Annotated in this window: 10 protein-coding genes; all 10 read right to left on the reverse strand. The window is 52.6% G+C overall.

Annotation, left to right across the window (positions count from 1 at the left end; genetic code table 11):
* Nucleotides 1-93: 93 nt before the first annotated feature.
* The 10 genes from ACTNCH_RS10765 to ACTNCH_RS10810 all read right to left on the reverse strand — a co-directional run bounded on the left by ACTNCH_RS10765 (nt 94) and on the right by ACTNCH_RS10810 (nt 14,445).
* Nucleotides 94-1,302: an ABC transporter substrate-binding protein gene (locus ACTNCH_RS10765; protein WP_441018223.1), complete on the reverse strand. Its 1,209-nt coding sequence runs from the start codon at nt 1,300-1,302 to the stop codon at nt 94-96.
* Nucleotides 1,303-1,901: 599 nt separating this feature from the next.
* Nucleotides 1,902-2,354, reverse strand: coding sequence for a DUF6465 family protein (locus tag ACTNCH_RS10770; RefSeq protein ID WP_441018221.1), 453 nt, complete (start codon nt 2,352-2,354; stop codon nt 1,902-1,904).
* A gap of 129 nt (nt 2,355-2,483) precedes the next feature.
* Complete coding sequence (locus ACTNCH_RS10775) at nt 2,484-3,719, reverse strand: DUF1015 domain-containing protein (RefSeq protein WP_441018219.1); 1,236 nt, start codon at nt 3,717-3,719, stop codon at nt 2,484-2,486.
* Nucleotides 3,719-4,882 carry a phosphoglycerate dehydrogenase gene (locus ACTNCH_RS10780; protein ID WP_441018217.1) on the reverse strand — a complete coding sequence of 388 codons (1,164 nt, stop codon included), beginning with the start codon at nt 4,880-4,882 and terminating at the stop codon, nt 3,719-3,721. The genes ACTNCH_RS10775 and ACTNCH_RS10780 overlap by 1 nt, the downstream gene beginning before the upstream one ends.
* A gap of 3 nt (nt 4,883-4,885) precedes the next feature.
* Nucleotides 4,886-5,965 carry a 3-phosphoserine/phosphohydroxythreonine transaminase gene (gene serC, locus ACTNCH_RS10785; RefSeq protein WP_441018215.1) on the reverse strand — a complete coding sequence of 360 codons (1,080 nt, stop codon included), beginning with the start codon at nt 5,963-5,965 and terminating at the stop codon, nt 4,886-4,888.
* 180 nt (nt 5,966-6,145) lie between these two features.
* Nucleotides 6,146-7,510: a L,D-transpeptidase family protein gene (locus ACTNCH_RS10790; RefSeq protein ID WP_441018213.1), complete on the reverse strand. Its 1,365-nt coding sequence runs from the start codon at nt 7,508-7,510 to the stop codon at nt 6,146-6,148.
* A gap of 36 nt (nt 7,511-7,546) precedes the next feature.
* Nucleotides 7,547-9,226: a biosynthetic-type acetolactate synthase large subunit gene (gene ilvB, locus ACTNCH_RS10795; RefSeq protein WP_441018211.1), complete on the reverse strand. Its 1,680-nt coding sequence runs from the start codon at nt 9,224-9,226 to the stop codon at nt 7,547-7,549.
* A 69-nt stretch (nt 9,227-9,295) separates the two neighbouring features.
* Complete coding sequence (gene ilvD, locus ACTNCH_RS10800; protein WP_441018209.1) at nt 9,296-10,957, reverse strand: dihydroxy-acid dehydratase; 1,662 nt, start codon at nt 10,955-10,957, stop codon at nt 9,296-9,298.
* Nucleotides 10,958-10,994: 37 nt separating this feature from the next.
* A complete protein-coding gene (gene leuB, locus ACTNCH_RS10805) occupies nt 10,995-12,077 on the reverse strand; it encodes a 3-isopropylmalate dehydrogenase (protein WP_441018207.1) in 1,083 nt (360 codons plus the stop codon).
* A 184-nt stretch (nt 12,078-12,261) separates the two neighbouring features.
* A complete protein-coding gene (locus tag ACTNCH_RS10810; RefSeq protein ID WP_441018205.1) occupies nt 12,262-14,445 on the reverse strand; it encodes a glucose PTS transporter subunit IIA in 2,184 nt (727 codons plus the stop codon).
* Between the last annotated feature and the right edge of the window lie 249 nt (nt 14,446-14,694).

Consider the following 14,694-nt stretch of genomic DNA (forward strand, 5'->3'; position numbering starts at 1 on the left):
CCTCCAAAAAATCAGGTTCAAAACACATGTATGGCGGGAGCGAAGGAAAACGCTCCCGCCACCAGGCATTCTAAGCTTTTTTCTTTCTGTAACTTATTTGCTTACGCTCTGCTCTGCCACGAACTCCCACGCGCCTGTCTCGGTGTTGGCCTGCTTGATGTAAGCGGTGTCACGGTTCGCGTCACCTGTCTCATTGAAGGTGATGTGTCCGGTTACGCCGGTATAATCCACATTCCAAAGCGCCTCGTTTACAGCTGCCGGGTCTGTGCTTCCCGCTACCTTCAGAGCCTCCAGCGCGGTGTAGTATGCGTCATAGCCCATAACAGTCAGACCGGATACGGTATCGTCGCCGCCATTATTTGCCTTCGCTGTGTTGTCGCTGTTGATCCACTCCTTGATGCCTGCATCGAACTCCGGATTTGCGCCCTCCTGATAGAAGGTGGTTACATAAATCTCCAGGTCCTTGCCCTTTGCGGCATTCAGGATCACGTTGGAATCCCAGGTATCTGTGGAAAGAATCGGCATTCCCAGTCCCTGTGCGGCTGCCTGCTCGATAATCAGGGCTGCTGCCTCGGTAGAGCTGGGAGCAAAGAATACGTCGGCTCCTGCCTTCTTTGCAGATGTAATGTAAGAGGTAAAGTCGCTGTTTCCTTCCTGGAAGGTCTCTGCCACAACTTCTCCGCCCAGCGCCTCAAAGGCCTGTGTGAAGTAGTAACCAAGTCCTGTGGAATAGTCGTCGCCAAGCTTGGTCAGGACATACGCTTTCTTTGCGTTAAATTTGTCTTTGGCGAAGTTCGCGTGAACCGTTCCCTGGAAAGGATCCAGGAAGCAGATACGGAAGTAATGGGTGTTGCCCTCTGTAACCTGCGGGTTGGTACAGGTAACGCCGATGGCCGGGATTCCTGCCTCCTTGAATACATCGGAAGCTGCGATGGAAACACCGGAGCCATAGGAACCAAGCACAACAGATACCTTATCGCTGACCAGGGTAGCTGCCGCGGAGGGTCCCTTGTCATTGGAGGATTCGTTATCTACGATATCCAGCTGTACCGTATACTCTGTTCCCCCAATCTCTACCGTGGGAGTAACCTTGTTCGCATACTGGATACCCAGTGTCTCCTGCTTTCCGCCTGCTCCGTTGTCTCCGGACGCGGGCTCGTAGACACCAATCTTTACCACATTTCCACCAGTCGCGGACGCGTCTGCTCCTGCAGCGCTGTCGCTTCCTCCCTTGCCGCATCCTGCCAGCAGGGTGCTGACCATGGCTGCCGCAAGCAATACTGATAATGCACGCTTTTTCATAACTTTCTTCCTCCTCTTTCCGCTCTTACAACTGTCATGGACATTTTCCATCTTTTTGTCCCTCTGTCAAAGACATTTGTTCGCGGTTTCTGATATGGGCCTTAGTATAGCACGTTCAAACCGGAATTACAAGCAGAAAATGTAAAAAAATTTATCTACAGCGGACATTTGGCTTTATAGCGCGTACATGAGGGTGAAAGAAAGAATCCTGCAAAGCAGGATTCTCCGCCTGCGGCGGGTCGCGTAAGCGACATACTACCTCGCCGCCGCAGTGCGATAATATTTTTTATGTAATAGGGGATTCCATAGGAATTTCCTATTACATAAAAAACCTGTGACAGGGAGCTATCTAATCCGATCTCTGTCACAGGTTCTTTTCAAATTCGTATGTTATGATGTCGGGGTCAAAAGCCCCCGACTTTGATGCCTACGGATTGCTCCGTGCTGCGCACTCCCACAATCCTACCCAACATTCGCATATCGTGGGATTATCATCCCACTTCTATGCTCATATCGGGTCGGGTCCTAAGGTCTTTCACCCATCTATGAGCAAGCTCATGTGGGCTTAGACCTTTTGACCCTGGCATCATGTTATAAAATTACAGCTCGATCTTGCCGCTTTCCTTACCGTTGATTACATAGTAAGCCGCGCTGTCTTCCGGCTTTACATACAGATCCAGGCTCTTGATAGAGGAAGCTCTGTGTCCCAGCGCTACCCACTTCTCGGTAACCAGCTCAGTCAGCGCTGTGGTGCTGATCTCTTTTCCTGCGAACTGAACGTATACGTTCTGTACCGCTTCCTTCTTCTCAGCCTTCTTAGCCTCTGTCTTCGGCTTCGGGCCGCGCTTTGCGGGAGCCTTCTTAGCCTCTGCCTTCGGTGCCTCAGCCTTTGCGGGCTCTGCTTTTACGGTCTCTGCCTTCGGTGCCTCTTTTACTTCTGTCTCGGCCTTCACTGCTGTCTCTGCTTTTGCTGTCTCTACTGTCTTAGCCGGAGCGTTTATCTTCACGTTTTCTGCCTTTTTAGTGGTCTGTGTTACTTTTTTAGCAGTCATACTAATCCTCCTCTGACTATTGCACTTCCAAATCATTAACAGCGCCTATTATAGTGCATTTTACCAGATATTGCAAGCGATTTTTGGGAATATTGCCCATTTCAGGCCAAATGACCAACATAAACAGGATTAGCGCAGCGCATGAATAAACAGACCGCTCCGAAGCTTCGGCTCAAACCAGGTGGACTTGGGAGGCATCAGGCGTCCCGCGTCTGCCACGGCAAAAAGCTCCCCGATAGATGTAGGATACATGGCAAAAGCCACCTTCATATCCGTATGTACCCGTCTCTCCAGTTCAGATAAGCCCCGGATTCCGCCGACAAAATCTATCCGGCTGTCGGTCTTCGGATCCTGAATTCCCAGGACCGGTGCCAGAATCTCCTTCTGCAGGACAGACACGTCCAGCCCCTCTACCGGATCATCGTTTTCATACTCCGGCTTCAAAGTCAACAGATACCATCGTTCTTCCAGGAACAGTGTCACCTGTCCCTTTTTCTTCGGATGCTCCGCACCTGTCAGCGCTTCCACCGTAAAGACCTTCTGAACCCGGTCTAAAAATTCTTCCGGTGTAAGCCCGTTCAAATCCCGGACCACGCGGTTGTAATCCATAATCATCAGTTCATCGTCCGGGAAAATCACAGATAAGAAGTAGTTAAACTCCTCCTCGCCGGTATAACCCGGATGCTCCTCCCGACGCTTCACACCTACGCGCACAGCCGATGCCGCCCGATGGTGTCCGTCCGCGATATACAGGGCGTCCATCTGCGAAAAAGTCTCATAGACAGCGCTGATTTTTTCTGTGTCCGCAATCCTCCAGCCCCGATGACGGATACCGTCCTCCGAAACGAAATCAAACAGAGCCGGTTCCGCTTTCACCCCGGCCACCTGCTTCTTCAGATCCTCCCGGTTCCGGTACGCCAGGAAAATCGGTCCGGTCTGGGCGTCGCAGACGTCCACATGGCGCACCCGGTCCTCTTCCTTCTCCCGGCGGGTATTTTCATGCTTTTTGATCACGCCGTTCCGGTAATCGTCGATGGAAGCGCAGGCCACGATCCCTGTCTGGCTGCGGCCGTTCATGGTCAGCTCATAGAGATAATAGCAGGGCGTATCGTCCTGTATAAAATCTCCATCCCGTACCATTCCCCAGAGCAGCTCCTTTGCTTTCTGATAGACCTCCGGCGCATAGATGTCCGTATCCTCCGGAAGCTGGGTCTCCGCCCGGTCGATACGAAGAAAGGACAAGGGGTGACCCTGTACGGCCCTTCTGGCCTCCTCCCAGTTGTATACATCATAGGGCAGGGCCGCGATCTCCGCTTCCTTCCCGGCTGCGGGACGAATGCCCCGGAAAGCTCTGATCCTGGCCATCAGCAGATCACCCGCACTTTCAGTACGCCATCTACCGCCTCCAGCTTCTCGATCAGTTCCGGACTTGCGGCGCTCTCCAGATCGAACATGGAATACGCATAGTCTCCGCGGCTCTTGTTGGTCATGTTGCCAATGTTATAGTTGGCCTCACCGAGAATGGTTGTAAACTGGCTCAACATATTTTTTACATTTCGATGGCAGATTGCCACACGGGCCGGATAGCTGGGAATACCCATATCGCAGTCCGGATAGTTGACGGAATGCTGGATATTGCCATACTCCAGATAGCCACGAAGCTCCTTTACCGCCATCCGCGCACAGTTTTCCTCTGCCTCCTCTGTGGACGCTCCCAGATGGGGCGTCACGATGACTCCCTTTGCGCCTGCGGTAACAGGATTCGGAAAGTCTGTCATGTAACGGGCTACCTTGCCCTTCTTCAGTGCGTCTACCATCGCCTTCTCGTCTACCAGAAGGTCACGGGCATAGTTCAGGACAACCACGCCGTCCTTCATCTTCTCGATGGCTTCTGCGTTGATCATACCCTTTGTATTGTCCATCAAGGGCACATGAATGGTGATATAATCGCACTCCTTGTAAATATCGTCCACATTGGTAATATGGCGGATATTGCGGGACAAATTCCAGGCTGCGTCCACGGAGATATAGGGATCATAACCCAGCACTTCCATGCCAAGATGAGTCGCTGCGTTCGCCACCTGGACGCCGATGGCTCCCAGACCGATGATACCCAGCTTCTTTCCCTGGATCTCGTGACCGGCAAACTGCTTTTTCTGCTTTTCCGCAAGCTTGCTGATCTCCTCATTCATACGCTCCGACTGTACCCAGTTTACGCCGCCGATGATATCTCTGGCCGCCAGCAGCATACCTGCCAGTACCAGTTCTTTAACGCCATTGGCATTGGCACCCGGCGTATTGAATACCACGATTCCCTGCTCCGCGCATTTGGCCAGGGGAATGTTGTTGACTCCGGCCCCGGCGCGGGCAATGGCCTTCAGATTCTCCGGAAATTCTGTATCATGAAGGGCTGCGCTCCGCACCAGCAGCGCGTCTGCCTCATTCATATCCTCTACCTGCTGATAATCCTTTGTGAAATGATCCAGACCCACCTGAGCGATCTGATTCATGCATTTGTACTGATACATGGCTTAATTATCCTCCTCAAATTTCTTCATGAACGCTACCAGGGCCTTTACGCCCTCCAGGGGCATGGCGTTGTAAATGCTTGCCCGCATTCCGCCTACGCTTCTGTGTCCCTTCAGGTTCACAAAGCCTGCCTCCGTAGCCTCTTTGATGAATTTTGCGTCCAGCTCCTTGTCTCCGGTCACAAAAGGTACGTTCATGATGGAACGGTCCTCCTTGCGTACGGTACCCTTGAAGAGCTTGCTGGAATCCAGGAAATCATAGAGAACCTTTGCCTTCTCCTCATTGCGGGCCTTCATCGCTTCCAGACCACCCTGCTTCTTCAGCCATTTGAAGACCTTACCGCACATATAGATGCAGTAGCAGTTAGGCGTATTGTAAAGAGAATCCGCGTCCGCGTGAATCTTGTATTTCATATAAGTCGGTGTATAGGGAAGCACGTCCTCGGTGATCAGGTCCTCCCGGATAATCACGATAGCCATTCCCGCGGGGCCCACGTTTTTCTGTACGCCGCCGTAGAGCAGGCCGTATTTGCTTACGTCCACCGGCTCTGACAAGAAGCAGGAGGAGATATCCGATACCAGTGTCTTCCCCTTGGTATCCGGCAGTGTATGGAACTTGGTTCCGTAGATGGTGTTATTTTCACAGATGTATACATAATCCGCGTCCGGGCTGACAGGCAGATCGGAGCAATCCGGAATATAGGAGAAGGTTTCGTCCTCCGAAGAAGCGATGGCATTGGCCTTTCCGTAAATCTGCGCCTCCTTGAACGCCTTCTTCGCCCACTGTCCGGTGATGATATAATCAGCCACCTTGTTTTTCATCAGGTTCATGGGAATTGCCGCAAACTGGAGATGGGCTCCGCCCTGCATGAACAGCACCTTATAATTGTCCGGAATCTGCATCAGATCGCGCAGGTCCTGCTCCGCCTCCTGAATGATGGTCTCAAAGGCCTTGGAGCGGTGTGACATTTCCATCACGGACATTCCTGTTCCCCGGTAGTCCAGCATCTCATCTGCTGCCTCGCGCAAAACCTCCTCCGGCATAACAGCCGGTCCTGCTGAAAAATTATACACACGACTCATTTTTTCATTCCTCCCACTTTTTACTTACGTTCCTGCAGCCTTTCCCGATTTGTCTGAATATTTGCAGGTTTTATGTATATTATGTAATTTTCTTTATTCTAGTACCTTGTTAAACTCTTGTCAATCATTTTTTAACCGAATCAAGTAAGTCCCCTGCTTCCATTGCGAATATCCTCTTGATTAATAGAGGACAACCGGCGTACCCTTTTCCATATTGGCGTACACCTGCTTCATGGCTGCCAGCGGCGTATTGACACAGCCGTGGGAACCGTTGGTCAGATAGACCTCTCCGCCAAACTGGGAGCGCCAGTAGGCGTCATGGATTCCGTAATTGCCGTAAAAAGGCATCCAGTAATTCACCGGAGTCCGGTAATTGTCGCCCTTCAGCACCGCATTGCGGGTCTTATACTGAATCTGCGCTACGATGGCAGGCGTATTATAGCCACGGCTGATATTGCCGGTTACCACGTCTGTGTCCACAACCAGCGCGCCGTTTTTGTAGCACCACATATGCTGGGCGCTCAGATCCACCTCGATATAGGTATTGCCGATATCTCCGTTGGGGCCGTCCCAGGTATTGCCCTCGTGACTATAGGCCGGTTCCTTTGTGACAGTTTCGCCCTTTTCAAGGCTCGCAAACAAGGCTTCACTCTCGGCCGCCTTATCGATCTGCCAGCCGTAGTTGCCGCCCTTTACGGTAACGGTTCCCCGCAGGGTGCTCTGGAAGCTGCGGGCCTGCTTATAGGTATCCCGCTCCTTCGCAAGCTCTGCCACCCAGTCAGCGACGGCTTCCCTGGAAAGGGTCGCCTGGTAATCCTCGTCAATGGTAATAAAACAGCTGATAACCGATCGATCTACTATCTCCTTCTGATTTCCGAAGGTGTAGGTGACGGATGCGCCAAGCCACTTGTCAAGCTCATCGGTCAGATCTGTTATCTGCTCTGATTCGGTGGTAATCTCAGGCTTCACATAGCAGCCTGTCTCCTCCAGATCCAGCGTTTCCAACAGATTGGAGGCTGCGGACCGAATCTGATCTTCCAGAACCCGGCTGTCTACCTCTGCGCCCTGTTCCTCCTTATGGACCTCGTATCCATCTTCTGTCATCTCGACCCAGGCGTTTTCCGGGGAAGCACCCTGCTTCACACATTCCAGCATGGTTTCCGCAAGGGTATCCTCATCGAAGGAAAGCTTCGGACCAATCTGATAAGAATCCTTTTCCCAGAACAGCCTGGGCCACAGAAAACCGTTCTGCTTCCGCTTCAGCACCCGCACTTCCTCATTATCCGAAAAGCTCATACCCAGTTTCTTCGGAGTCAGGGTGACCGTATCGCCGCCCCGCTCCTCCAGCGTCAGAGTATAGGCATTTCCCTGGGAAAGCAGAAGTTCATTTACCTGCTTTACCGTATACAGATCTGCGTTTGCTCCGTTAAATGTGGTTCCCGGGAAAAAATGCTCCATAAAATAAATGGAAACTCCCACGTATGCCAACACAAGAACGATCAGGATCCAGAGATACCAACGTATCCGCTTTATTACCGCTATCATTTTTCATTCTACTCCACTCTATTTTCTCTCTTGTCCCTATTTCTGATTTAAATCGTCCGCGTCGAAGGTATCCTCCAGCGGGGCTCCCGGAGACATCATCGGGAACACCTTATCATCACTGTCGATGACACACTCCAGAACCACCGGACGGCCAAGGGAAATGGCCTTTTCCAGAGCCGGAGCGACTTCTTCTTTCTTTGTCACACGCATGCCGACTGCACCCATAGCCTCTGCCAGCTTTACAAAATCCACCTGGTCATCCAGCACCGTCGCGGAATAACGCTGTCCGTAATACAAGGTCTGCCACTGGCGCACCATACCCAGCACATGGTTATTCAACACTAACTGGATAATCGGTACGTTATAACGGGCCGCTGTGGCAATCTCATTCATATTCATGCGGAAGCAGCCGTCGCCCGCCACATTGACAACCGTCTTGTCCGGACGGCCCAGCTTGGCTCCGATACTGGCTCCCAGGCCATAGCCCATGGTTCCCAAACCACCGGAAGTCAGGAAAGTTCTGGGCTCCTTATACTTATAATACTGGGCAGCCCACATCTGATTCTGGCCCACCTCTGTCGTAATGATGGCGTCGCCCTTGGTAACCCGGTACAGCTCCTCTACCACATAGGGTCCTGTCAGACGGTCACCGTCAAACTTCAGCGGATATTGATTCTTCAGAGCCTCTACCTCTGCGGTCCAGGCCTCATGCTTCATTTCCGACAATCTCTCATTCAGCATTGCCACAACGGACTTTACGTCTCCAATCACACTTCCGCTGACCAGTACGTTCTTATTGATCTCCGCCGGATCCACATCAATCTGCAGAACCTTTGCTTTCTTCGCGAACCGGCTGGTATCTCCGGTCACGCGGTCGCTGAAGCGGGCGCCCAGAGTAATCAGCAGATCGCAGTGGGCCACACCGAAGTTGGACGCTTTGGTTCCATGCATACCCAGCATACCGGTATACAGCGGATCGGTGCCGTCAAACGCGCCTTTTCCCATAAGGGAATCACAGACCGGGGCCTGGATCTTATGAGCCAGCTCGTTAATTTCCTCCGAAGCGCCGGAGATGACGGAACCGCCGCCTACAAAGATAAAGGGGCGCTCCGCTTCCCGGATCATCTCCAGGGCCTTCTCCAGATCCTCTTCCCGGATTGTCTCTGTGACACGCTCCGGCAGCTGCGGCTTCCGATACTCATACTCCGTCTTATCTGCCGTAGCATTCTTGGTGATGTCCACCAGCACCGGGCCGGGACGGCCGCTTCTGGCGATATCAAAGGCTCTGCGGAGAGCCGGAGCCAGCGCTTCCACGTCCTTGATGATGAAATTATGCTTAGTAATCGGCATGGTGATACCGGAGATATCTACCTCCTGGAAGGAGTCCCTTCCCAGCATTCCCTTGCCTACATTACAGGTGATGGCTACCATGGGAACGGAATCCATATAAGCGGTAGCAATACCCGTAACCAGGTTGGTGGCACCCGGACCTGAGGTAGCCAGACATACGCCTACCTTGCCTGTGGCTCTGGCATAGCCGTCTGCCGCATGGGACGCTCCCTGCTCATGAGAGGTCAGGATATGACGAATCTCATCACTGTGCTTATATAATTCATCGTATACATTCAAAATGGCTCCTCCCGGGTAACCGAATACGGTATCTACGCCCTGCTCTTTGAGACATTCTACTAAAATCTGTGATCCTGTAAGCTGCATATTGCTCTCCCCTTTTATCTATTCTTTCTTCACAGGAATTCTGCCTGCGTATTCTTTCTATGCTCCGGATTATTTTTCCAGAATCGCGCCTCTGTTTCCGGAGGTTACCATCTTGGCGTAGCGCGCCAGATATCCGGTGGTTACCCGGGGCTCTCTGGGCTGCCATTTTGCTTTCCGCTCTGCCAGCACCTCGTCGGAAACCAAAACCTCCAGCTTATTATGCGGAATATCGATGAGAATCCGATCTCCCTCCTCTACCAGGGCGATGGGGCCGCCCACTGCCGCCTCGGGCGATACATGTCCGATGGAAGCTCCTCTGGAGGCTCCGCTGAAACGGCCGTCAGTAATCAGGGCTACAGTAGATCCCAGTCCCATGCCTGCGATGGCAGAGGTGGGATTCAGCATCTCTCTCATACCCGGTCCGCCCTTTGGTCCCTCGTAACGGATCACAACCACATCGCCTGCCACGATTTTGCCGCCCTTGATGGCTGCGATTGCGTCCTCCTCGCAGTCAAATACCCGGGCCGGTCCTTCATGTACCATCATCTCCGGAACCACGGCGGAGCGCTTTACAACGCCCGTATCCGGAGCCAGATTTCCCTTCAGGACAGCGATACCGCCGATCTCGCTGTAGGGATTGTCAATGGGTCGGATGACCTCCGGATTCCGGTTGATACAGCCTGCAATGTTCTCGCCGACGGTCTTACCGGTTACAGTAATCAGATCTGTGTTCAACAGGTTCTTCTTATTTAACTCGTTCATAACTGCGTAGACGCCGCCTGCCTCGTTCAGATCCTCCATGTAGGTGGGGCCTGCCGGAGCCAGATGGCACAGGTTCGGCGTTCTGGCGCTCATCTCGTTGGCAATCTCCATGTTCAGATCCACATCTGCTTCATGGGCGATCGCCGGCAAGTGCAGCATACTGTTGGTGGAGCAGCCGAGAGCCATATCCACGGTCAGGGCGTTCAGGAATGCCTCCTTGGTCATAATATCGCGGGGACGGATATTCTTCTTCCACAGCTCCATAACCTGCATGCCGGCATGCTTTGCCAGCTTGATCCGCTCGGAGTAAACAGCCGGAATGGTTCCGTTGCCCGGAAGTCCCATGCCCAGAGCCTCAGTCAGGCAGTTCATGCTGTTGGCGGTATACATACCGGAGCAGGAACCGCAGGTCGGACATACCTTCGCCTCGAATTCCTTTACGTCCTCCTCGGTCATAGTGCCCGCCGCGTAGGAGCCCACTGCCTCGAACATACTGGAAAGACTTCTCTTCTGTCCATGCACATGGCCTGCCAGCATGGGGCCGCCGCTGACGAAGATCGTCGGCACATTGATCCGCGCCGCCGCCATCAGAAGTCCCGGCACGTTCTTGTCACAGTTGGGAACCATAACCAGGGCGTCGAACTGATGAGCCATGGCCATACATTCGGTGGAATCCGCAATCAGATCCCGGGTAACCAGGGAATACTTCATTCCCACATGTCCCATGGCGATACCGTCGCAGACCGCGATCGCCGGAAATACAATCGGGGTACCGCCGCCCATGGCTACGCCAAGCTTTACGGCCTCTACGATCTTATCCAGATTCATATGGCCCGGTACAATCTCATTGTAGGAGCTGACGATGCCGACCAGCGGCTTTTTCATTTCTTCTTCTGTCAGTCCCAGCGCGTTAAACAGGCTGCGGTGAGGCGCCTGCTGCATTCCCTCTTTTACTGCGTCACTTCTCATATTCGTTCTCCTTCTATCCTGCTATTCTGTCGTTTTTCTATACACGCTCTGCAATCAGATCGCCCATCTCTGCGGTTCCGACCCTTTTACAGCCCTCAGACATAATATCGCCGGTGCGCCAACCCTCCGTCAGCACCTGCTGCACCGCCTGCTCTATGGCGTCTGCCTCCCGGTCCAGATCAAAGCTGTAACGCAGCATCATGGCTGCGGACAGAATCGTGGCAATGGGATTGGCAATATCCTGGCCTGCAATATCCGGCGCGGATCCGCCGCTGGGCTCATAGAGACCAAACCGGGTATCATTGAGGCTTGCGCTGGCCAGCATTCCGATAGAGCCTGTTACCATGCTGGCTTCATCAGAAAGAATGTCACCGAACATATTCTCGGTCAGAATCACGTCAAACTGAGCCGGATCCTTCACCAGCTGCATGGCGCAGTTGTCTACCAGCATGTGTGTCAGCTCGATCTCCGGATATTCCTTCGCCACTTCCTCCACTACCTTTCTCCAGAGTCTGGAGGAATCCAGCACGTTGGCCTTGTCTACGCTGCAGACCTTCTTTCTTCTCTTCCCTGCAATGTCAAAGGCGCGTTTTGCGATACGGCGGATTTCCTTTTCGTTGTAAGTGAGCGTATCTATGGCTGTCAGCACGCCGTCCACTTCCTTGGTTTCTCTGGCTCCGAAGTAAAGTCCTCCGGTCAGCTCCCGCATAATCATCAGGTCGAAGCCCTTATCGCTGATATCCTTTCGAAGAGGGCAGGCGTCCTGAAGCTCCCGGTAAAGAATTGCCGGTCGCAGGTTGGCGAACAGCCCCAGGGACTTCCGAAGCTTTAAGAGTCCCGCCTCGGGACGTCTGTCTGCCGGAAGCTGATACCAAGGCGAGGTAGCTGCGTTGCCGCCGATGGAGCCCATCAGGACGGCGTCGCTGTTCTTGGCGATTTCGATGGTTTCGTCCGTAAGCGGTACGCCATGTACATCAATGGACGCCCCTCCCATCAGTAAGTCTGTGTAATGAATCTTATGTCCATATTTTTCTGCGATACGGTCAAGTACTTTTCTTGCCTCCCGCACGACCTCCGGTCCGATACCGTCGCCGGAAATAACTGCCAGGTTTAAGTTCATTTTTTCATCTCCTCTTCAATGCACTGCTTTAATGCATAAAATTCCGTATTAGTAATACTATAGAACAAAAATCGTTTTTTTTCAACTGGGAGATCCATATTTTTTCTGCCGGATCCAAAAATATCCCCCGGAGGGGAACCATGTTCCCCCCGGGAGATATTTTTCTCTTTTTCTTATAAATCCGTTACGCCAGTGTCTCTACCGCGAACAGGGCGTCGCCTGCTTTGATCTCGCCGTCGCCAATCTGCCGGATACGCTGGTTGGGTGCAAGCTCTGTGCAGAGAACCGGGGAGCAGAGGGACGGTGCGTGGGCTTTCAGGAAGTCGATATCGATCTTCATGAGAGGATCGCCCTTTTTCACCTTCTGGCCGTTTTCTACCAGAACCTCAAAGCCTTCGCCGTTCAGCTTCACGGTGTCGATTCCGATGTGGAGCAGCAGCGCGACTCCGCTGTCGGTCTGGAAGCCGATGGCATGTTTGGTGTCAAATACGAATACAACCTCTCCGTCCTCGGGAGCGCAGATGGTCGCGTCTTCGGGAGTTACAGCCGCGCCGTCTCCCATCATTTTCCCTGCGAAGCCTTCGTCCGGCACATGTTCCAGAGCTGTGGCAAGACCGGTGATGGGGCTGGAAATGATGGTGGTAGATACAACCGTTTCCTCTGTAGGCGCTGCTTCTGCTGTGGTTTCTGCCGCGGTCTCGGTGGAGGGTGCGGGAGCCGCGCTCTCCTCCTCAAAGGTATCCGGCGCGGTCTCCAGATAAGTCTCCAGCTTTGCCTTAATAACGGTTACCTGGGGTCCATAGATAATCTGCACGCCCTGGCCCTTGATGATAATGCCACGGGAGCCGGTGCTCTTGATCAGTGCTTCATTTACCCGGGAGGAATCTGCCACGGTCAGTCTGAGACGGGTAGCGCAGCAGTCCACGCCGGTGATGTTGGCTTTTCCGCCCAGTCCTCTGGTGATGGTCTCACTCATGGGATCTGCGGAGGAAGCGCCTGCTTCTGACGCATTTTTTCCGTTTTTCGCGTTTACATCTGCTTTTGTATACAGTTTGGTTTCTTCGTCCTCGTCCTCGCGGCCCGGAGTCTTGAAGTTGAACTTCTTAATCATAACCGTGAAAATCACATAATACAGGATAAAATAGATGACGCCAACCGGAAGAATCCGCAACCAGCTGGTTTTCTCATTTCCCTGCAGAATTCCGAACAGGAACAGATCCAGGAAACCGCCGGAGAAGGTCAGGCCTACCGCGATGTTCAGCATATGGGCAATCATGTAAGCAGATCCAGCCAGAATAACCTGTACCGCGAACAGGGCCGGAGCTACGAACAGGAAGGAGAACTCCAGGGGCTCTGTGATTCCTGTAAACATACATGCCAGGGCTGCGGACAGAAGAAGACCGCCCGCCTGCTTTTTCTTTTCCGGCTTCGCGCACTGGTACATCGCCAGGGCCGCGCCCGGAAGTCCGAAGATCATGAAGATAAATTCACCGGAGAAATACCGGGTTGCATCCGCGCTGAAATGCGCCACATTGGCGGAATCCGCAAGCTGGGCAAAGAAGATATTCTGTCCGCCCTGTACCAGCTGTCCTGCCACCTCCATGGTGCCGCCCACTGCGGTCTGCCAGAAAGGCATATAAAATACATGATGCAGTCCGAAAGGAATGAGCGCACGCTTTACGATACCGAAAATCAGGGTTCCCACATAACCGCTTCCGGTTACCAGGCCGCCCAGGGCGTAAATACCGCTCTGTACCACGGGCCATACGAAATACATGGCAATACCCACAAACATATATACTACGGTAGAAATAATCGGAACGAAGCGGGATCCTCCGAAAAAGGACAGTGCGCTGGGCAGCTCTATCATGTGGAATCGGTTGTGCAGGGCTGCCACACCCAGACCTACGAGAATGCCGCCGAACACGCCCATCTGCAGAGACTGGATTCCGCACACGGAGGTGATGGTTCCTTCCAGTACATCGGCAGAAATGCTGCCGTCAGCCAGAATCTCACCGTTTACCTGGAGCATGGCGTTGATAGCAGTATTCATTACAAAGAAGGCGATCAGCGCGGAAAGGGCGGATACCTCTTTTTCCTTGTGGGCCATACCGATGGCTACGCCCACCGCGAAGATCAGCGGCAGATTGTTGAATACAGCACTTCCCACCTGATTCATAATAATAAGAAGGGAATTTAAAATGGTACCATGTCCCAGAATGGCGGTCAGGCCATAGGTGGCAATGGTGGTTTCATTGGTAAAGGAACTACCGATACCCAGCAGCAGACCTGCTACCGGAAGGATGGCGATGGGAAGCATAAAGGATCTGCCCACGCGCTGCAATACGCCAAAAATTTTGTCTTTCATCTTTCTCTCTCCTTGAAATTTGATCTCATTTTTGACGTTTATGAAGGGATTTTCCACACAAAAAAAGACACCAACCCTGCATAAACATACAAAAACACCTGTGATATCTATGCTAAGTTAATGCCTGCCGAACAGTTACACACTTTATGCACATCAACTATACAACAACTTTTACCTGAAAGTCAAGACTTTTTTTACCGTTTTCAGCTTTACTTTTTCTTCCATGTCTGATACCATAATTTATAGTTC

Origin of the sequence: Candidatus Merdisoma sp. HCP28S3_D10 (assembly GCF_052065835.1) — a bacterium.
Lineage (GTDB): Bacteria > Bacillota > Clostridia > Lachnospirales > Lachnospiraceae > Laedolimicola.